The following is a 21021-nucleotide window of genomic DNA, read 5'->3' as shown; positions in this document are numbered from 1 at the left end:
TACTAATATGGATTGTTATTATGATTGAAGGAAGCGCTAACCATAATGACAGCACATTGTACGTAAACCGGCTTGAAGGAGGCGACCAAAGCTGAAGAATAATATCACCATGCGGGATATCGCCGACAAGCTCGGAGTTAGCAGTGTGACGGTCTCTAAAGCATTAAATGATAAAGATGGCGTCAGTGGCGAATTAAAGGAAAAAATTAAAGTGCTTGCCGTTCAGATGGGCTATCGGTATAATGCCGCGGCCCGTTCAATGAAGGAAGGCTTGACTCATAATATTGGCGTTATTATCCCGGAGCGTTTTACCGGGCCTACACAATCGTTCTATGTACGTGTATTCCAGCGCATTACCAAACATCTGGAGGATCAGGGGTACTACGGCATCCTGCACATTCTGAATGTGGAGGACGAAGAGGAATTAACGCTGCCCAAGCTGTACAGTGACAACAAGGTGGATGGTTTCATTGTGCTTGGACAGATCCGTAAAGAATATATCGAGCTGGTCCAGTCGATGGACGTTCCCAAAATGTTTCTCGATTTCTACGATGAGCATTCGGATATCGATTCTGTCGTCACCGATAACTTTTACGCTGCTTATGAGCTGACCAACGTTCTTGTACAACAGGGACACCGCCGCATCGCTTATGTCGGGAATCTCTATTCTACCAGCAGCATTCAGGACCGATTCCTCGGCTATTACAAATCATTGCTGGAACATCGGTTGCCGATGGATCAAAATCTGGTGCTTAATGACCGCGATGAGCGAGGTACGTTTATTGAAATTGATCTGCCCGAGCAGCTGCCAACAGCTTTTGTATGCAACTGCGATCAGGTCGCTCATTTGCTCGTTCAGAAACTGACTTCCCTGGGTATCCAGGTGCCTGCACAATGCTCCGTTGTTGGGTTCGATAATGATATCTATGCCACACTCTCCGAGCCCAAATTGACTACGGTTGAGGTGGATGTGGAACAGATGGCGCGGACCGCGGTTCATTCCATGCTCAAAAAGATTGACAACCCGAGTCGCAGCTTCGGTCGCGTACACGTGAAGGGCAACATCATTTATCGTGACTCGGTGAGTGCTGCACCAGCCCTTTCGGAGGAAGCGTCTATCTAAAAAGAAACAGGGTTCCCCTGTTTATACAAAAGAGTGCTCCCGGCCATTATGGCTGCAGGAGCACTCTTTGCTTATGAAAAAACGAGGAAGCAGCAGCAGGAATCCTGTAGATCACGGCCACTCGTTTCACACCCTACTCTTGTTGTAACTTAGTAGCTCGTCTTCAACCAGTTGTCTTTGGACCAGGTTAATTTGCCTGCACCCGCACCACTTGTTCCGGTAAGACGTGCATTCAGCGTCGCTGGATCATCGGTCGTGTAACTGTAAGGAAGGGAAGAGAATCCGTTCCAGGAGAAAGCTTTCACTGCGGCCGGAACCGGGCTAAGCGGACTGCCGGACGTATCACTGTTTCCACGGAATGAGCTTCCATCCAGGGAATACATCGTGTCCGTCACCTGAATTTTACCGGTATATGTGGCATCGGCCGGATCTGTCTGGTTATTGCGGACCGGGAACTGCACGTCTTTGATCACCGACTTTTCGACCAGCACTGCGCCGCTTTCGGTGGAGATCGCTCCATTACCGATAATATCAAAATGGTACCCTTTGGATGAAATCGCCGTTGCCATTGCAGAAGTGATTCTGGATTTGGCTGCACGTGCCCCAGTCGCATCCATCACGATATTGTAGGCGTGTGCATTTCCTCCGCGCAGACGCGGCATCCGATCCTGAATATCCTTGTACAAGTTATGGTGCAGGGTCAAGGACAGATTGGCGTTAGCTGATTCAAAGCTGGTCGAACCAACCAGATGGCCTTTTTTCTGAGGAGACGAAATGGCAATGATATCGGCTTTGCTGAGCCCAACCGCGCTGCTGCGCAGATAGTTGTACATTGGATAGGTAGCCTTGTTCGCTTCCAACTCGTTAATCTGCTGGGTAACCCAGCTGTTTGAGCTGCCGTCATCTCCTTTGAAGAGGGACCAGGAGATGGTCACACCGCTGGTTCCTTTTTTCGAGTCGACAAGCCCATCATAGGCTTTATTGAATGTACAGTGGTCAATCCATACGTTATTGTTCTCTTCCAGGGTAATGTAATCCCAGTCGTTTTTGTCATAATCACCTTTGGTTGATTCATCCCATTCCCATAATTCATCGAATTCAAGGTTGCGGATGATGACGTTGGAGCTGCGTTTGACGCTGATGGCTGCATGTTTGATCTTGGCCCCATTGGCTGAGAAAATGGTCAGGCCATTAAAGCTGTCGATCGTCAGCTTGCTGACGCCCGTTTGTTTTAGCACGGGGTGAGTCAGTGCATCATTATGCTTGGCAAAAGGCGAAGTCTGTGCAGCGCTCGGGATTTCGTTCCATCCCAGATTAAGGTCGTTCATAATCTCGACGACTTTGACCCCGGAATTCTTTTTCAGAGCGGCAGCCAGATCCGTTGCATTGTACACCTTCTTATACTTGGACGTATCCGATTCGCTGATCGTGCCCCCACCCGTATTCCCTTGGGAGAAACCTGTAAGATTGTAATCTGCATTGCCCGCTGCCTGTACACTTGTCGGTCCAGACAGGAGGGTAAAGCCCAACGTCAGAGCCAGTGCTGCACTGCACCATGTTCGAATTTTGCTTTTCATAAAACCATTCCTCCCTAATGATAATGATTACGTCCGTCCATCTCTGCCATCGCATGTCACGAAGGACATGTCCTCAATGTAAATGCTGGAAGCGATTACGACAATAATCCTTATCTCAGGTCGTTTCGTGATCCTGACATCAGCCGATATACGACACCCAATTTAACCTGGAGCATTCCAATTTCAACTTATGTACATGAGAAAAAGCCCCCGAAGAGGCTTACTATTATCTCGAATATTCCTTAATTATCTTTTGATCGAACGTGTCCAGAACCCGCCATGGAACTGTTTGGGTTCGACCGTAATGACAAATGCTTTGGGATCCAGCGCCAGAATCGTCTGATACAGCAGTTTCTGGTTTTTGCGTTTCGCCAAAATCTCCATAACCAGTCGATCTCCGTCACGCCCACTGCCAACCCAGGCGGTAACACCGTAGCCTTTATCCCGCAAGGCATTCGCCACATCCCCGCCCATCTGGTTACAAATCACCTTAACGGTAACATAACCGAGCGCAATCTTCTCTTCAATCCAGGCACCCAGCAGCACCCCTAGCCCGTAACCAACGGCATACACAATTAATGCAGAAGGCTGAGTCAGATATTTGAGTACCAAATTCAGGCCGAGTACATAGATTACAATCTCGCCCATACTGATGAGCGCAGCAATATATTTCTGTCCTTTGAGCGTCAAAATCATCCGAAGTGTATACGCAGATACATACACAATCTGGATCAAAAAGATAAATACCAGTATTTTAAGCAATCTCCATCCCTCTTTCCTGACTTTCACACCGGAACGGGCTGTTTGTTGTGCGCCTTCATTCCGTTTCCTCTGCACGTCATTTACGCGTCTGTACGTCTACTCTATCTCCATCATTGGACGTTATACGGTCATTTTAAACGGTTGAATAACAATCGGCTGCATTTTCTGCCCACAGGCATGCCGGAACTGCCATTATAGAGCCCTTTCTGCTCATTATCAACCCGGCCTGAGACCCAGGGGCGAAAACCTGCGGGACTGAATATGCTGAGTCATCAGCAAAGAGAACGAAATGTTAGGCAGCAGGTTCGGGAAACGACGGCTACCAAAAGGGGGAAAGGCCATGCAGTTGTGGCACGAGATGGAACGGGAAGGTATGGAAGAACTCATATTTTGCCATGATCCACGCAGCGGGCTCAAAGCCGTCATTGCCATTCATAGTACGGTACTGGGTCCAGCACTTGGAGGATGTCGCTGCTGGACGTATGCATCGGAAGAGGACGCTGTTCGGGACGCCATCAAACTCGCCAAAGGCATGACCTACAAATCGGCGGTATCCGGCCTGCCATATGGTGGTGGTAAAGCTGTGGTATGGGATGTGCCAACCAAGCTGAGAGGTATAACAGGTGGCAACAGTCCAGGCAGCGAAATCCTCAAGAAAAATAACGAGAAAACCAAGGGGCAAACACACGGGGATCAAGAAGCGGCGGGAATCGAAGCAGGAACGAAAAAGATATCGGAAACAACATAAATGACGGACCGTTTAATACTTCCGTGATAAGTACAAATAGAGATCCGGAACCTCCGGATAGCATCGCCTTGAGCTTACAAACCTCCAAACGTGAAGCGATTTTCCGTGCGCTTGGTCGTTCTCTGGAAAGACTGAACGGCCGCTATGTCACTGGGCTTGATCTGGGCACTACGGCGGCAGACATGGATCAGATCCGGCTGGAAACGGCCCATGTGACGGATACGACCGGATCGCTTGGCGCACAGGATGACTTCACAGCCGAGATGACCGCCTATGGGGTGTACACCGGCATTGTGACATCGCTGTGTCACCAGGGCATCGGCGCCTTGCAGGGCATTTCCGTTGCCGTCCAGGGACTGGGCAAGGTCGGGTATGCCCTGTGCCGTTACCTGCATGCAGCCGGGGCACGGCTCATCGTGGCAGACGTTGTACCCGAACGTGTACAACGTGCCCTTGTGCAGTTCAGCGGCGCAATTTCGGCCGATCCGGCCCATATTCACGCCGCTGACTGCAAGGTGTTCGCCCCCTGTGCCCTGGGGGCGTACTGACCCCGGCAACAGTGGAGGAGCTGCGCTGCTCCATCGTTGCCGGGGCGGCGAACAACCAGCTCAGTGAGCGGGAGCTGGTTGTTCGCCGTATGCAGGCGCGCGGCATACTGTACGCGCCTGACTATGTGCTGGGCGCAGGCGGAATCATCAGCACCGCCTGCGAGCTGGAGGGCGCGGGGCCCGACCTGATCCGCCAAAAGGTGGCGGGGATTGCGGGCACGCTATCCAAGGTCTATGCGAGAGCGAAGCAGTCTACCATGTCTACAGCAGATGCAGCCGATCAACTCGCAGAAGCTGTCCTGCAAAGCGGGAAATCCCGCGCTTAACATGCCGATGGATCAACCAATCGAACGCTAAACTCCAACGTCTCCAGCGATCCATATTCCAAAATGGAGATTACGGTTACCTTGGCCCTATCATTTTCTCCATCATTAAGATCCAATATCGCCCCAGAGAACCTGCAAGAATTTGAAAACCGTAAAAAAGCCACTCGGGTTCAATGACCCGGAGTGGCTTAAAGCAACTTTATCTTAACGCGTTCATCTTCCAACCTTCATCATGGAACCTCAACCGCTACTGCATTACCCTTCAACCGTTACAGGTGCTGGCTTCACCCGATGCCGGTGCAGCATCGTCCAGAACAGCACATTGGTCACCACCAGAAGCGCAGTATAAATCCAGATCCCTGCTGGTATGGTGCGAATGAATACATGTAATCCCCATAACAGTGCCATTAGAGGAAAGAAGGCAAATATGAGCCAGCCGTCACTCTGCCCGGCCACACTGAAAGATTGGGAAAACGGCGGTTTTCGCAGCAGCAGCCTTCCAGACAACGGAATAAGTGCAGTTGCCACCAACAATATAATGACCAGATCAGGGAGAATCCGTAGACCAAAGGTCCACACAAATACAATAACGTTTAATATAAATACGGGCAGAAACATATTGCATAAGAAAGCCTTCAGCGCTCCGCTATATAGCACGCCCTCATTAGCCAGAGGAGCCGCCCGGAACGTCCAAAACGCCTTGTATTGTCCAGAGTACTTCAGCATGGTTACCACCGTCACAATCAGTAAGAGAACAATATATAGCGTGTAAAAGAAGGAGCTTTCCCTGAACTCTGCCCATGTGGAACTCTGTAGTTGAGTGAACCAGAACACATACGGCAATACGAAGGATAATCCCATGGACGGGTACACCTTGAGCTTGAATTCCCGCTCATTTCGCATCATACTGGCAGACAACCGAAAACACGCCTGTTCTTCTCTCGAACGAGAGAATACCTTCGCCATGATGCGATCCCATCCCCCACGTCTTCGTCCAGAGGTTTGACCTGCATGTGCCATTTTCTCCAAATACAATTCAAAGGAAGGCATCAGCTTCACGTACACCAACAGACTTACCATTGGCACAATCAATGCAAGCGCCGAGAAAACATACAGCCAGGCGCCTCCACCGCCGCCGAACAGCAGCTCAAATGCCGCTGCATACCATACCGAAGGCAGCAACAACTGCCACCAGGCAGGTGTGAACACCATATTAAAATCGATAATGCTGAACGATCGTATGACCAGCTGATAACCTACGGCAATCCCGATGGAGAGCAGGATCTGCACCATATTAATCATGTCCTTCAGCTTCTCGCCATCCAGAAACTTCATCATGTATAGATAGATCAGGGACGTGGTCACCAGAATCAACATATTTATCAGAATTAGCTCCACCAGAAAAAGCAGGAAAAATCCGATCCCGTGGGCAATCAATCCCGCTACCAGCGGCGCAGCCGTCAGGGAAACTGTCAACAGCAGCAGATAGACGCCTGCGTGGATGGCACGAGCCATGCCAACGGTACGTCCGTTTACCGGCTTGGTCATGATGATATTACGATCCCGAATATCGAGCAGTACCGAAGAAAAGTCCGAGATCATGGATGTCATGATCATAAACATCAGCATGGCGGTCACTAAACCCATCTGAAGCATATAGTGTCCCGTATCCCAGACAACAAAAGGAACCATAATCAGCCCCATCAGTGCGTATAACCAGAGGGAACGCAAATACAGATTGCCTTCTTTCTGCTCCTTGTTGCCATTGCGCGCTGACAATACCGTCGGCACCCTGCGCTGATCCATTTGAAACTTCACCCGTAGAATAAGACGCAGCACATCATAATCCGCGCCTGTTCTGGCGATGATATGTCGAAAACGATCCAGAATCTTCAGCGTGCGGAAGTCGGAGGATTCCGCCATATCAGTACACCTCCTGCACGATGGACACAAAGCGTTCCGCAATCGCCTGATGCTCATTGAAACCCGTCAGTTGATTGAATACTTCCTCCAGTGAACCCTCCATGGATTGCTGCTGAAGCTGCCTGAACGTACCATCCGCCATTACGCGACCTTCGGCAATCAGGACGATTCGGCTGCTGATCTTCTCCACCACATCCATGATGTGTGACGAATAGAATATGGTTGTGCCTTTGGCAGACAGCTTCGTCAAAATCTCCTTCACGACCATCACGCTGTTAGCATCCAGTCCACTGAGCGGTTCATCCAGAAACAACAGATCCGGGTCATGCAGCAGCGCGGAGATCAGCAGCACTTTCTGACGCATGCCTTTGGAGAAGGAAGCGATGCGGGAATGATAAGATTTTTCCAGTCCAAAACAATCCATCAGCAATTTCGCCTTATAATCAGCATCTTCATAGGACAACCCATACAATTCTCCTGTAAACGTCAGATACTCTGCCGGGGTTAATTGTTCGTATAATTCCGCCACTTCAGGCACATAACCGATTCTGCGCTTATATTCCACGTCACCGTCCGCGATATCCTTGCCAAAAATGCGAACCGTACCCACATACCCCTCAACCAGTCCGAGCAAAATCTTGACCGTCGTGCTTTTACCCGCACCGTTCGGACCGATATATCCGATCATTTCGCCCCGATTCACTTCCAGATCAATACCATTCAGCACATAACGGCCGTTATACCTCATCCGCAAGCCTTCAATTGACAGCACTTGGTTATCACTCACTTCGTTATCCAGCTCCTGTCTCTATGTATATATTTCTACAATTCTACTAGTTTACCACAGTTTGGAATAAGAATGATTAAAGAATAATTGAAAATACATCACGATGCGAAAAATCGTCTGGATATCATCTCTGTGCTAGCATCACGCAACGCACAATGGTAACAACACACAAAGCCCTTATCCCGCCTATAGGTAGGTGCGGGACAAGGGCTTTGCAAGATCTTTTTAATGATTACACATATACCTCAACATAAATCCTTATTGAACCTTAACAATCTGAAAATGCTGATTCGTACCGCCATTATCTGTCCACTGGATTGCGGCGGCCCCGTCTGCCAGGGATTGTCCAGAAATATCAAGCAGCTTGCCTGTGCTGCGGTTTTTCAATTTATAGTAACCTCCGCCCACACTAACGAGCTGCCATTGCTGACTGGCCCAGCCGCCATCGTTCCACTGCTCAATCACAGCTCCATCTGCTGTGGAGCCATTTTCCACACCGATCAGCTTGCTGCTGGATCGGTTGATGATTTTGACATAACCGCCACCCGCAGCCGTGATCTGCCACTGCTGACTGGTCGTGCCGCCATCTGCCCGCTGCTCCAGATCGGCACCGTTATCCGCAGAACCGCCGATGACATTAAGCAGTTTATTGCTTTTACGACTAATCAACTGATATGAAGCATTGGGGTCCCATACGTCAGGCGTATCCACTCCGGTTACGGAACCTGTAGCTGCATCAATGGTAACACTGCTTGCCCAGTTCATCGCCAGACTGGTTGCACTTGGGAAAGAGAGTGGCAGCCACACATACTTGGAGTCCTGCACTGGCCCGCTCCAGGCGCCAGCCCAGCGATCACCCATATAGAGATAGGATGTGGTCTGTGATCCTTCCACCGGAAGCACGTATGCCGATTGGGAACCATAGGTTGTACTATCCCCAAAGTTGCTCAGGCCGCTCCACGTACCAGTTATGCTGGAGGCCGTCGCATATTTGGCCTGATTCGGATTCCATCCTGTAGCCCCGGATGTGATCAGGAAGTAGACGCCGCCCTTTTTGAACATGGCAGGTGCTTCACGATATTGCCCCGGCCACAGCGTCGTTACGAGTGACTCCACCCCGAGAAAATCCGGAGTCAGCTTGTAGATATTCAGGTCGGCATTTACTTTGGTCGCTGAGATGAGATAAGCCGTGCCATTGTCGTTGTAGACCGTCATGTCTCTCGAATCGTAGCCAAGCGGACGATAGCTGCCCACATACGTATAATTGCCATCCACTGTACTGGAGGTCGCTACAGCTACTCGGGCTTCACCATAATCGACCCCGTTTTCCTTGTGCATCCAAAGAACATATTTACCTGTTGTACTGTTATAGATGACTTTCGGGCGTTCGATGTTGGAAATGTTTAGCTCGGCAGCTGAGCTGCTGGTGAGCACATCATTGCGATACTCCCAGTTTTTCAGATCCGCTGAACGGTATACGGACACCGCCTTGAACGTTCCATTCGGATTGCGGTTCTCTCCAAACCAGTAGTAGTATCCGTTAGCCTTAATCATCCCTCCCCCATGAGCATGAATGACATTACCGCTTGTATCCTTGAACTGAACCCCATTGGTCACACTGAGTGGAGAAGCGGAAGCCTGTTGTCCTGGAGCGACCAGCATAGCTAGCGATTGTAGCGCCAAGATCAGAGCAAGCAGATAACAAAGGCGACGAGTGAACCGATGTGAATTTGTTTTCTTTTTCAACCAATCCTCATTCATAGAACAATACACCTCCGCACTTTATTTGTAGAGCGCTTACATTAAAATCAATACGTCTCTTCTTCCTCCGATCGATGATGCATTTCATCAAATACTTACTTCTCAGACTGGATCGGCACTCACCTCCTGGTTACGATTGTATCCGCCAAGCCCCTGCTCGAATAGTGAACAATACGGCGGAACATGTACGATTACACACTGAACTTGCGAGTGAACAGTAAATAAGACGCTTCATTCGAAGCGCCCTGCTACACATGGCTTAACTCTATCATGTAGACTCTCTCTTTAGTTGAGCTTTGCGCTCACCCTTGATCACCTGTACGGAATCAATCCTGCTGAGCTCTCCTTCATTCAGCCATTCCATTCTCCCGTTCTATTACAAGACGAATTACAAATTACCTAAGGCATCTTCTACCAAGTCATCCCCGGCGATCAGATCAAAAGCCATGCGATACGTCTTCTCCTCCTGAAGGGAAGCAGCGATTACACGGGCCACATCTTCACGCGGAATACTTCCCGGTTTTAGATCTGTTCCTACAGAGATTTTGCCAGTGCCTGGCTCATTTTTCAAACCACCAGGACGGATAATGGTGTAATTCAGATCACTTGCGAACAACGCCCGGTCGGCATAATGCTTCGCCACGTAATACGGCTTGATGGCATCCGACCATTTCTCCCGTTGATCGGCCCCAAACGCACTGACCAGAATATATCTGGTAATCCCCTGCTGCTGTGCGGCCTCCATCGTTTTCACCGCACCATCCAGATCAATGAGCAGCGTTTTGTCCGCGCCCGTAGATCCGCCAGAACCCGCTGTAAACACGATCGCATTGTGATCCTTCATCGTCTCGGCCAGATCTTCCACGCTGCCTTCCAAATCACCAATCACGACATTAGCACCGAGCTGCTTCAATGCATCAGCCTGCTCCGGTTTGCGAATCATCGCAGTGACCTGATGTTTCCCTTCCTGCGCCAGCTGCTGCACCAGAAACTTGCCGATTTGTCCGTTCGCTCCAATAACTAATACGTTCATATATCATTCTCCTCTCGGTTTTCCTTTTTGTAACCAGCTTTTTATAAATCAGACTTCTCTTTCATTTAAACGAAAATGGACATGATATATCTCCCTTACCTTTAAAAAATGCTTTTACATGCCCATAAGGTATTCATTGCTACAACAAAAAAGGCACCTCGTAGAGGTACCTTTGTGTGCTGCATGGCGTACAGAACTTAGTAAGCCAGTGCAAACAATCCGTGAATATGAGCAAGGTAACGGATGTTACTTGCTTCTTTCATCATGGTTGCAGGCAGACCTTTCAGACGAGTCTGGTTGCCACCGATCATGCCGACAGCATCCTTACGACCCAGACTTCCCAGTGTACCGGAGAATACTGGTGTGAAGGATTCCATTGCGCCACCTTTGAACATTACGCCCAAGTTGTGACCAATAGTTTCACCCATTTGCCAAGCCAATTGTGCTGTTGGAGGGTATGGACGAGCGCCTTCGCTAGGGAAGACCACTGCGCTGTCACCAGCAACAAACACGTCTTTATGGGATGTGGATTGCAGTACTTCCGTAACTTTCGCACGGCCACGATCCACTTCAATTCCGCTGTTGGCAACAACTGCATTACCTTGAACGCCGCCAGTCCATACGAGTGTGTTCGTAGGGATGGAGCTTCCATCTTTCAGCAGAACTTCATTTTCTTTCATTTCGGTAATCGCTACGCCAACGATGAAGTTAACGCCACGTTTTTCCAGACTTGATTTAGCACGCTCAACCAGTTCTGGAGGGAATCCTGCCAGAATGGAAGGACCTGCTTCAACCGTGTACAGGGAAACTTCTTTGAAGTCGATACCTTTTCTTGGCATACAGCCGGAAGAAGGTCAGCGAATTCACCAACAAGTTCGATACCTGTCAAACCGCCGCCACCAATAACAAACGTAGCGTCTGCTTTGTTGCCGGATTGTTTGTAAGCATCCAGACGAGCTTCCACGTGTGCACGAATGCGGTTAGCATCGCTAACGGATTTCAGCGTGAAGCTGTACTCCTGCAATCCTGGGATTCCGAAGAATGCCGTTTCACTGCCCAAGGCAACAACGAGCGCATCGTAAGAGTAAGTAGAACCACTTGTCATGAGAACTTTTTTCTCGTCCGGCTTGATTGTATCCACCGTATCGATTTTCAAGTTCACGTTTTTACCACTCAGCAATTTTTCGAGTGGAAGGGCCACTGCTTTTTCAGCAATGCTTCCCGCTGCAAGACGGTGCAGTTCCGTAATAATTTGGTGCGTAGGGTAACGGTTCACGACTGTAATAGTCGCTTCTTCCGGTGTCAGGTATTGACGCGCAGTCAGCGCAGTCAACAGACCGCCGTAACCTCCGCCCAAGATCAAAATTTGCTTCGACATATCCATCCTCCGTTCTTCTAATCTTAACGTTGCTGTTGTTGACGCTCGTTCAGGATGCTCAAGAATGATTGAGCAAAACGCAGCGTTTGTTGTACGTTTGGATCTTTAAGCATTTTGAGCATAGCGAACAAACCAACCGAAGTTTGCTCGGCTTGCGCACGATCACTCGCTTCGATGGCAGCAGAAGCTACACCTTTAGCTTTGTCTACAACAGGTTTAGCAAACTCACCCATTGCACTCATTGTGTCGCTGATCAGAACTTTGTCTGTAGCTACGCTTTGTGCAAAGTCATAAGCTTTGGTCATTGCAGTGACCATTTCAGCCAGTTTAGGCAGGTTCTCCACCAGAACGGTCAAAGACTCCTGTACCTCAGGCTTCATCAGTTGATCCAGTACGTCCAAGGACTGGCGTTGGGAAACGTCGGCACCTTCTGTAACCGGCACCTCTTGTTGAGTAGGCGATTGTGACATAAGAGAAAGTCCTCCTTTACTTTGGGATAGAAGTCCGCGACTTTCATGATGCCTGTCAAGCAGAGCCGAACCACAAATACATCCAATACAACTAAATGTACCAAATTTCACACAATAGAATGAGCATAGCCCATGGACCGCTCCCACATCATGTATTGTATCTTGGGTCTATTGCGGACAACATGTGTTGACGCAAAACGACAAGCAGGCCGAAACCGAACTCTATACCCCTATATTACACCTCTTACACATGAACATGAAAAAGAAATTTTTTACACTTGTGAAGATATTGTGAACATTGTAACAAAATCGATTTTTTTGTCAAGCATTGCAATCGAATTACAATCGTTCTTCATCCTGTCCCAGATCCGTAATCCTACCATATGTGGTATGAAGACAAGATCCCATATGGCTATATGCGCGATATGTACACAAGGGAGGATTTTTCAACTTAATTTTTCAGGAATTGTTTTCCAAAACCATGAATTCATGCAACGAAATTGGTCACTGTCGTTATTATGCAGCTAGGGGTACAGCCTTATTCCTGAATTGACATCATTTCTTACCTTAGTATGAACCTATCGTGGCTTGAAAGCAAAAAAGACACAAAGGAGGCCTGACGAATCGTCCTGCCTCCTGAGGTTTATTTCACTGTTCGCCCGATCGTTTTTCAAATCATCTACAGGCATCTCTGTCCCCCGTGATTGCACACGCTCGCGCACACTGAATTCCAGAATGCTCATCGCTTTGCTGATGGCCAGCAGAATTTTTGCCCCCTATCCACAAGCGAACGTTTAGACTACGGATATCCCGGTTAATAAGGACTACACCAGAAACGAAGGAGATGTTCGATTATGAGTAATTCAACTAGCGATAAAATCAAAGCAGGCGTAAACAAAGCCAAAGGCGAAGTGAAGGATCAGGTCGGTAATGCAACTAACAACAGATCCCTTCAGGCTGAAGGCAAGAAAGATAAGGCCAAAGGTGCTGTACAGGATAAAATTGCCGATGTGAAAGAGCATCACTAGATCCATTCGTTTAACGTGAAAACGCACGACGATTCGTGCAGTAGATATAGGTAAGCTGCCTACCGTTCAAGCCGAATGAACATTCGGAATTGTACGGGCGCGAAAAAGCCAAGGAAGGTGTTATTCCCTACACCCTTCCCTGGCTTTTTTTGTTCTGGTTTATACAGCTGGAACTGCGTATCTGGCCATATCAATAATAAAACTGCGCGTCTCCCTTGTCGTATGATATTCCCGGCTGAATTGCCTTACCCAATCGGGATGTTCCTGATACCATCGAAAGGTCTGCTCTAGCCCCTGTTCCAACGTTATCTTGGGGAACCATCCGAGCTCTGCTCGCAGCTTTCCAGAGTGAACGACCAGGCTCGAGCCCCTGGATTGGGTAGGTTCCTGCTCCCGAATCTGTGCCGTTCCATGGGAACCATGTATGGTTTGCAAAAGCGCCCCTATCTCTTGCATGGTCGTTCCTTGCCCCGTCGAAATGTTATAGATCTGCTGATCTTGTCCATTCAGCATAATCTGTTCAATCGCTCGCAGCGCATCATCCACATACAGAAAATCACGTACAGCCGATCCCTGGATATCCAGCGGAAGTCCGTCCATGATTCGCCCAAAATTACGCGGAATAATCCGATCCGGCAGCTGCCAGGGACCATAGAGGTTGGTCAACCGAAATAGTTTGACAGGAAGTTGATAACATTGAGCATAGGATAGCGCAAGCATCTCACAGGCTACCTTGGACGCGGAATACGGGGATACCGGAGCATAATCATCCGTTTCATGATACACTCTGCCCATCTCCCCTCCATATACCTCCACGGATGAAGCCAGTACGACGGGAATATGATGATCGGATGCATATTGCAGAATGGCCTGTGTACTGAGGGTGTTGTTACGAAACACTTCTCCGGGGTGATGATACGAATAGTCTACGTGTGGCATCGCTGCCAGATGAATAATATAATCTGTTTCGTGTGGCAAGCTGAATCTGTCTGTAGCGAGGTCACAACAGATGAAGGCCATGTCATGAAGTGGGGAGCTGTGAACAAGCCTCTGACAATAATCATCCTGATCCACCAGGGTGATTCGATGTCCTTTTTGCGCTAAATACTGCGAAAGGTTAAAGCCTACAAATCCAGAAGCCCCTGTAATGACAATGTTCAAGCACATTCCCCCTTGCGATTTATACAACAAGTTCACTAAAGAGAGTCTATGTTCTGAGTATAACCTTAAAGCGATACAATTTGTATCATTTTACCATTGTTTTTTGTTCTTCTCCAGAAATAAACGGGTAATGTCATAAAGAGGTGATATTTACGATGAAGGATCGAATGAATGATGTACAGACGATGTTATTTCAAGACGATGGTGTGATTCCCAATCATACGAGCCTGCCTGTACTTCTCTATAAAGGGATTTGGGCAAAAGATTCCTCTCGTGCGGAGTCGTTACTGAACGGTAACGGATGGGGAAATAGCTGGATTAACGGTGTGTTTGATTATCATCATTACCACAGCAATGCTCATGAAGTACTTGCCGTGGTCAGCGGCTGGGTTCAGCTCATTCTTGGCGGGGAACATGGACAGACTGTTCGCCTTCAGGCTGGAGATGTCGTTGTACTTCCTGCGGGAACCGGACATAAGCGGCTCAGTGCGAGCCTTGATTTCCGCATAGCCGGGGCTTATCCGGGTGGCATGAGTTACAATACTAGGACGGGTAAACCCGGAGAACGACCTGAAGTTCTGCGAGAGATTCAAGAGGTTCCGGTTCCGGATACCGATCCGGTATATGGACAAGAAGGGCCACTGTTGGAGTTATGGAATGAGAAAAAGAATTGAAAGAATACATGCATCATCAGAATGAGAAATAATTACATCAATAAGGCTATCTCGCAGGGATTTCGCTCTACCTTCCACGGCTAACGAACCTACCGCACCCTAAACTGCGAATTCTCAAGAAATACAAATGTTAACGAACTACAGAAATGCTATTTCGGTGCAGCACGGTCTAAAGACCTTAGAAATCGCCCCAATCGACGAAATAACGTCTCTGTGATTCGTTACATCTCAGAACTAAGCAAATGGGAGCGAATAGCGTGTACTAGGTTCATTAGATCAAAATGAGACTAAAATGAGGCTCCCCATCATGCCCATAACTTATGGGAAAGCCCCTTTTCAGTTACTGGGGGAGCCGCACACTGTAGAATCGCATGGCATGTGGATTTCCTTCCATCTCTAGTCGTCTCTGTATGATCAACTGTCGGACTCGGTATTCAATAAAGGCGTCTCCGACAGCTTGTTCGAGATGGCCCAACACCTCACCAACAAGACGGGCTGATTTTATGAATTCACCAGGCTGTCTGGTTAACGTAAGCTCTCTGGCTTTTTGCATAATGTATTCATCAATCGCGTCTTCGGGCAGGCTTTGAATCTCGCCATCCTTCATTAACCGCAGAAGCCCCGGCTGTACAGCCAAATCCACCCACTCTTGCTCCATGTGTCTGCGTTCCTCCAAAGACAACGGTTCAGCATTCACGCAGTGTCGCCACATGGATAACAACTTCTCGGAAATAATCTCACCTGTTCTAAGAACATCATGCTGAACTTCAGAATTATTAAATAATTCCTGATATAAAGCACTTGTCTCGATCAAATAAACAGGGGCAAGCCGGTTACGCAGCAAATACATGGCATATAATAGTCCCGTTTTCTCATGAGCATTATTCGCATACCAGATCGTTATTCGCGTATCTTCATCAATCGAACTCACTACGCTGTTTAATCGAAGCAGCTCATCCATGCCTTCAACAGCATAACTTCCATGTTCACTCAAATAGAGTTTCTCGAGTAACCAGAGATGTCTGCGGTGTAAATCCGTCTTGTTCGTCAAATCGCCCAATGGACCGATGGCATAGTAGTCATTCATAGAGAAAACCGCCGCTCCGAGCGCCCTGGAACCTTGCCCATCGCAACCTTAATGCTGCCTAGCGGCGATTCTCCAATCGCTATATGAATTTCACGTGGTTTCTGTGCCATCAACGCCTGTTTCTCAGCTTTCTCCCGGTTCCGATTCTCGTCCAATGTATTAAATATAGACTGAATTTTCGTTGCAAAATGATCAGAATGTTCTTCCGCTGGCTGAACACTGACTTCCCTTTCTGCAATAAGATAAAGCATACGCAATAGCGAACGCAGCTCATCCTCATTCATAAGGTGCAGCTCCTTATCAAAATCAAAGACATTGTCAATCATGCTTATCCCCCTATAAACAGTCTAAACAGATGTCATCTCCGATTAAACCATTCAAAATCGAACGTACGTATTTGCATTTCCGTAAGTTTACGACGAAATAGACTTTCCAGAGGAGTGACTCAGATCATTTATTTCCTCACGATTTGATGACGAACGGGTAAAATGACGCTCCAATTTCCGGCTTGCCCACAGCGAGACCGCAATAAACAACAACACGCCGCCCCACCGCACAGGATGCTCCATAAACTGAGCTACATTGGAACCGATATACGTCACACAGAAGATCATAATGGCTTTACCAAAGCTCACCGCAAGCAGGAAGGACATGAATCTCATCCGCGCGATACCTGCCGCTACATTGATAATGACGAACGGACCCACCGGGAATATACTCAGCAAAAACACATAACTAAACGCATTCCGCCGAATCCATACCATACTGCGCTGCACACGGGGTTTACTCGCCCAACGTTCCACAAAAGCCGATTTCCCAATCTCCCGAACAATCAGGAATGTAACAGTACAGCCAAGTACCATCCCGATCCATGAATATAGAAACCCTGCCCATAGCCCGTACACCGCACCGTTAACGCCAACAATCAGCAATGTAGGCAGCGGGGGCACGAACGATTTCATAAAGGTAAGCAAAATTCCCGGTAAAGGGCCCAGGGAGCGAAACTTCTCCAGCCAAAAACGAATATTCTCTTCCGTAATATAGGACATGATGTCCAAAGATGCCGGGATCATCTGCTTCCCTCCAATCTATAAGTCCAATATTTCTTCTATGATGTTTGTTAACAAATCCGCTTTCGAATATAAGGATGCCGAAATATCTTTACTCACTCCCCCAGTATAACGTACATATGAACGCCGTACCGTTGTCAATTTGAAGAAATTTCACCCGCTGCGCTGAAAAACAAAAAAGCACACCTGGACCTGTTCAGTCTTGGTGTGCTCTCCTTATCAAATGCACCGCCTGAAACGGATTGTGGAACAAGCCGGGCAGTGTATCCCTTAAAATTATTCTAGCTGAGCTTCCTGTATATCCAATTCCAATTCATTAAGCTCTTCCTGATGCGCAGCATTCCACTCGGGAATACCGGAACGCATGAATTCCTCGGCATCCATCGCTGCTTTGGACTGGTTGCACAGATTGCAGGCGCAGACACAATTGAGCGGAGTGGTATGTCCACCCTTGGCTCGCGGCAGAAGATGGTCAATTGTGTCTCCATACGAGCCACAGAAATAACAGGTATAGTTATCCCGAGTCAAAATAAACCGCTTGAAGTCCTTGTTACTGAACAGTCGGCGAATCGTGTACCGATTAACCACAACAGCGGCCTTTTCCTTGACCAACGTGACCGCCAGCTCCATATCCACTTCTTGGTGCCAGCGCCGCCCTTTGTCTGTCTTGCCACGCATGCGCACCATGCCTTGCCGGTTAGTCCGAAGCGATGCCGGATCTTCCGGGTCAATCGCTACAGGAGCCGCCGGAGTATGACGGCGGGGACGGCTTTCCGTTCCAGCCCCGTGACTGCGGCTGGAATGTGCAGGCGCCCGCTGCCCGGATGATCCGGCACGGGCGGTGTCTTCGCTGCCCGCCTTGGGCGCACGCTCCTTGCGTGCAGGGCGCGGCTTCGACCCGGGCGAGCCTGGCTGGCGCACGGGTGCAGGAGGCGCAGCCTCCATAGCCGCGCCCGATGCTTGGCCGGGCGCGGGCTGTGCAGCAGCGGCAGGCTGTGCTGCCGCTGTGGGTCCAGCGACCGTATTGGCATCGCCACGGTCGCTCTGGTCCGGCGCACTGGCCTCAGCTATGCTGCGGGCCTGTTCTGCGCCGGACGGCAGCGCGGCAGCACGTTTGCGGCGCCGCTTGCGTTTGCGCTTGGCTGCGGTCGGCTGATCCGCAGCCCCTGGCTCTGCTGCCGGGCCTTGCGGCTTGGCTGGCAGCAGAGCCTTCTTGGCCGCCGCCATTTCCTGCTCGGCGGCCTGATCCGTGCCAGCGGCTATGCGCGCGCGGGCACGCTTCGCAGATGGATCAGCACTCGCTGTATGCACCTGCGAATCCCTGTCTTGTTGTTGGAGTACATCGGTCTGTGGAAGATCTGCAATGTCGCTCGTGGGGTTCGTCTGCGAAATCAATTCCGTCGGCTCATGACCCGTATGCACGTCAGTACGCTTCGCTTTCCTCCTTCTTCTCCGTTTCTTCCTGTTGCCTGAAGGAGGCGAAGGAATAACAGCAGAAGCCGCGACAACATTTTCTCCATAGTCAGCAGAGTCCCGCTCTCTCGGAGAAGTTGAATTCACTGAAGGCTGAGCATCCATACGTCTGTCTGACGCAGACACAGAACCTGAATCCCCGTCCACTGCATCTGTGATCAGGTCTGCTGCGTGGTTTACAGACGCAGAAGCGTCGGCAGCTATATGCCGCCGGGCTGCTGTGACACTATTTTGATTCCCCGTACGCTCATCCGTCTGCGGAATTGAGACGTTATGGGCACTATCGTTATCCGCTTGTCCACCGAGCTGACGACAGCGGCGACAAGCGCCGCGTCTGGCTCCGGGGCCAGCCCGCTTTCCGGTTCTTCGTCGAAATTCGGACAAAGGTCGCTTTTGCCCGCAATACATACATGTCTTGGTCAGTTGCGCTTCATGTTCCGTCATTTCCTGCCGGAAAGGGGCCAAGCCCGTCTCCATGTTGTCACCTCGGTTCCGTATGAATCCGGTTTCTTTCTATTGTATCACATCTGCTCGCTAACACACTCATAGCCAGATGTCTCGTAGTCTTTTGTCTTGTACTCCTGCGTCTGCCCCACGCATTCGTGAAGGATATGTTCCACGTATTCCAATATATCTTGCATCGGTTTCCCGCATTGTTCACATGTTGTCATTGTTCTCACCTTAATCCTGTTCTTAAAGTTCTCTACTTATCAAATTATTTAAATGGTGTTCCGCCTTCTCATTACCCTTCGCGTATGAAAAAGAAACATCCGTTCCCCATAATGAATCCAACCAGCAACCAAAAAACCGTTCCCCGCTCAACCCTAATGGTCGACCAAGAAACGGTTTATTATTCCTGTGTTGGCATAAATATTTTTTAACGAACGTCGAGTTGTCCCGAGTTTTGTTGCGGCACCAACCTTGGCTTCGGTTTGGGCAAATTGCCGAAAATCACCCATGCAAACGGAATGAATCTTGCCGTGAGTCCAACCACAATCCACGATGCAATCAGCGCCACACCAAAACCTCCGGCGTACCACAGGTGAATCAACCAGGAAACCCCGGTTTGTGGTGGGAAGTTCCGATAAACCAGCAGGAAAAATGGATGAATCAGATAAATACCGAAGGACAGTGCCCCCAGCCGATTGAGCGGCTTGACGATCAGCGATGGTCCTTTGCGATAGAGCAGGTACGCAATCTGAATGAGCACCAGCGCACAGGCGAACGTATGCAAGTTCCAGAAGAACTCATACCACAGCGTGTTATAGGTCGCAATCTTCATGCGCAGCAGATAATAAATGTACACATGACCGAGTCCGGCAAAAATCCATACTGCCCATAGCAAAATCCATGAAACTACACGAGCTTTGGTTGCATTGGCCCGACTAATGACAAACCATTGTTTAATCTTCGGAAAATATACCCCGATAAAAGCACCCAGCATGAAGTAGGAAAAGTACGAGAAAGCCCAGCTTCCCTTGTTCGGCACCTGGAAGCCATATTTATTACTTACGATAAATGCCCACTGAATGAGCAGCCCAATCGGTACTGACCATTTGACGACTGAGGGATATTTCTTGAGCAGCCACAAGACCAACGGGAATAACAGATAGAACTGCATATTAATAAATACAAAGTACAGATGCGTATACGCCTTGCCCGTGAACAGTTTCGTTATGAAACTTACGGCTGATTCACCGAACGGACGGCCCTGATAATGCGTGAAGTGCAGAATCACAAAATACATTAATGAAAATATGAAATAGGGTAGCAAAATATAAACAAATCTTTTTTTGTAAAAGTTACTAACCAGCTTCTTATCGAGTGGGCGAGAATAATAGTTATAGAACAGCACAAAACTGCTCATGAAAATAAACGTGGGTGTACCATATTTCATAAAAATATTAATAAAATTGTACAGCCAGTAATACCCTGAACCTGTCATGTCCACCGTAGCGTATGAAGTGGAATGCACACACAGCACGCCGATGATGGCCATTGCCCGTACGAGATTCAGCTCTGGAATTCGCTCTCTTTTGATGGTTTCACTCATAATTAGCGTTTCTCCTTACTATGTTCGTTGATATGTCTA

General features: G+C 48.8%; 18 protein-coding genes and 2 pseudogenes. 6 read left to right on the top strand and 14 right to left on the bottom strand.

The annotated features are described in order from the left end of the window. Positions 1 to 109: 109 nt before the first annotated feature. Positions 110 to 1123, top strand: a complete 1014-nt coding sequence (locus tag ACTWJ7_RS03675) for a substrate-binding domain-containing protein (RefSeq protein ID WP_301880422.1) — start codon at positions 110 to 112, stop codon at positions 1121 to 1123. A 149-nt stretch (positions 1124 to 1272) separates the two neighbouring features. On the opposite strand, the gene ACTWJ7_RS03670 is transcribed toward ACTWJ7_RS03675, so the two are convergent. After that, complete coding sequence (locus ACTWJ7_RS03670) at positions 1273 to 2700, bottom strand: pectate lyase family protein (RefSeq protein ID WP_301880423.1); 1428 nt, start codon at positions 2698 to 2700, stop codon at positions 1273 to 1275. A 246-nt stretch (positions 2701 to 2946) separates the two neighbouring features. Next, positions 2947 to 3462, bottom strand: coding sequence for a DUF2179 domain-containing protein (locus tag ACTWJ7_RS03665; RefSeq protein ID WP_094938752.1), 516 nt, complete (start codon positions 3460 to 3462; stop codon positions 2947 to 2949). Between the two features lie 340 nt (positions 3463 to 3802). On the opposite strand from ACTWJ7_RS03665, the pseudogene ACTWJ7_RS03660 reads away from it, so the two are divergent. From ACTWJ7_RS03660 to ACTWJ7_RS03650, 3 genes and pseudogenes are all read left to right on the top strand, one after another. Then, positions 3803 to 4069: pseudogene (locus ACTWJ7_RS03660) on the top strand (Glu/Leu/Phe/Val dehydrogenase dimerization domain-containing protein); the annotation flags it as partial. A 209-nt stretch (positions 4070 to 4278) separates the two neighbouring features. Beyond that, positions 4279 to 4758, top strand: coding sequence for a hypothetical protein (locus tag ACTWJ7_RS03655; protein ID WP_443145135.1), 480 nt, complete (start codon positions 4279 to 4281; stop codon positions 4756 to 4758). An 11-nt stretch (positions 4759 to 4769) separates the two neighbouring features. After that, on the top strand, positions 4770 to 5084 hold the full coding sequence (locus ACTWJ7_RS03650) for a hypothetical protein (protein WP_301880426.1): 315 nt from the start codon (positions 4770 to 4772) through the stop codon (positions 5082 to 5084). Positions 5085 to 5339: 255 nt separating this feature from the next. On the opposite strand, the gene ACTWJ7_RS03645 is transcribed toward ACTWJ7_RS03650, so the two are convergent. From ACTWJ7_RS03645 to ACTWJ7_RS03620, 6 genes and pseudogenes are all read right to left on the bottom strand, one after another. Next, positions 5340 to 7007, bottom strand: coding sequence for a hypothetical protein (locus ACTWJ7_RS03645; protein WP_301880428.1), 1668 nt, complete (start codon positions 7005 to 7007; stop codon positions 5340 to 5342). Between the two features lies 1 nt (position 7008). Continuing rightward, entirely contained in the window at positions 7009 to 7794 is a 786-nt protein-coding gene (locus tag ACTWJ7_RS03640) for an ABC transporter ATP-binding protein (protein ID WP_301880430.1), read from the bottom strand. 258 nt (positions 7795 to 8052) lie between these two features. Continuing rightward, complete coding sequence (locus tag ACTWJ7_RS03635) at positions 8053 to 9555, bottom strand: RICIN domain-containing protein (RefSeq protein WP_301880432.1); 1503 nt, start codon at positions 9553 to 9555, stop codon at positions 8053 to 8055. A 388-nt stretch (positions 9556 to 9943) separates the two neighbouring features. Then, positions 9944 to 10588: an SDR family oxidoreductase gene (locus ACTWJ7_RS03630; RefSeq protein WP_301880434.1), complete on the bottom strand. Its 645-nt coding sequence runs from the start codon at positions 10586 to 10588 to the stop codon at positions 9944 to 9946. A gap of 197 nt (positions 10589 to 10785) precedes the next feature. Continuing rightward, positions 10786 to 11966, bottom strand: a pseudogene (locus tag ACTWJ7_RS03625) (NAD(P)/FAD-dependent oxidoreductase). A gap of 23 nt (positions 11967 to 11989) precedes the next feature. Next, positions 11990 to 12436, bottom strand: a complete 447-nt coding sequence (locus tag ACTWJ7_RS03620) for a DUF1641 domain-containing protein (RefSeq protein WP_024629786.1) — start codon at positions 12434 to 12436, stop codon at positions 11990 to 11992. An 854-nt stretch (positions 12437 to 13290) separates the two neighbouring features. On the opposite strand from ACTWJ7_RS03620, the gene ACTWJ7_RS03615 reads away from it, so the two are divergent. Beyond that, on the top strand, positions 13291 to 13464 hold the full coding sequence (locus tag ACTWJ7_RS03615) for a CsbD family protein (RefSeq protein WP_285076017.1): 174 nt from the start codon (positions 13291 to 13293) through the stop codon (positions 13462 to 13464). Between the two features lie 159 nt (positions 13465 to 13623). On the opposite strand, the gene ACTWJ7_RS03610 is transcribed toward ACTWJ7_RS03615, so the two are convergent. Then, positions 13624 to 14631: an NAD-dependent epimerase/dehydratase family protein gene (locus ACTWJ7_RS03610; RefSeq protein WP_301880437.1), complete on the bottom strand. Its 1008-nt coding sequence runs from the start codon at positions 14629 to 14631 to the stop codon at positions 13624 to 13626. 149 nt (positions 14632 to 14780) lie between these two features. Between ACTWJ7_RS03610 and ACTWJ7_RS03605 the strand changes: the two genes are divergently transcribed. Next, positions 14781 to 15299 (top strand): cupin domain-containing protein, encoded by a 519-nt coding sequence (locus ACTWJ7_RS03605; RefSeq protein WP_079348034.1) that lies wholly within the window; start codon positions 14781 to 14783, stop codon positions 15297 to 15299. Between the two features lie 340 nt (positions 15300 to 15639). On the opposite strand, the gene ACTWJ7_RS03600 is transcribed toward ACTWJ7_RS03605, so the two are convergent. The 5 genes from ACTWJ7_RS03600 to ACTWJ7_RS03580 all read right to left on the bottom strand — a co-directional run bounded on the left by ACTWJ7_RS03600 (position 15640) and on the right by ACTWJ7_RS03580 (position 20982). Next, a complete protein-coding gene (locus ACTWJ7_RS03600) occupies positions 15640 to 16386 on the bottom strand; it encodes a DUF1835 domain-containing protein (protein WP_443145134.1) in 747 nt (248 codons plus the stop codon). Then, positions 16383 to 16712 carry a hypothetical protein gene (locus ACTWJ7_RS03595; RefSeq protein ID WP_443145133.1) on the bottom strand — a complete coding sequence of 110 codons (330 nt, stop codon included), beginning with the start codon at positions 16710 to 16712 and terminating at the stop codon, positions 16383 to 16385. Before ACTWJ7_RS03595 ends, ACTWJ7_RS03600 begins: the two co-directional genes overlap by 4 nt. Before the next feature lie 87 nt (positions 16713 to 16799). Further along, complete coding sequence (locus ACTWJ7_RS03590; RefSeq protein ID WP_301880439.1) at positions 16800 to 17459, bottom strand: TVP38/TMEM64 family protein; 660 nt, start codon at positions 17457 to 17459, stop codon at positions 16800 to 16802. Between the two features lie 273 nt (positions 17460 to 17732). Next, positions 17733 to 19406, bottom strand: coding sequence for an HNH endonuclease (locus tag ACTWJ7_RS03585; protein WP_367620538.1), 1674 nt, complete (start codon positions 19404 to 19406; stop codon positions 17733 to 17735). A 400-nt stretch (positions 19407 to 19806) separates the two neighbouring features. Beyond that, a complete protein-coding gene (locus ACTWJ7_RS03580) occupies positions 19807 to 20982 on the bottom strand; it encodes an acyltransferase (RefSeq protein WP_301880440.1) in 1176 nt (391 codons plus the stop codon). Positions 20983 to 21021 lie beyond the last annotated feature (39 nt).

The sequence above is a fragment of the Paenibacillus sp. 1A_MP2 genome (genome assembly GCF_052244825.1).
Classification (GTDB): domain Bacteria; phylum Bacillota; class Bacilli; order Paenibacillales; family Paenibacillaceae; genus Paenibacillus; species Paenibacillus vandeheii.
Note: the sequence above shows the minus strand (reverse complement) of the source record. Positions and strands in the feature narration are given on the sequence as shown.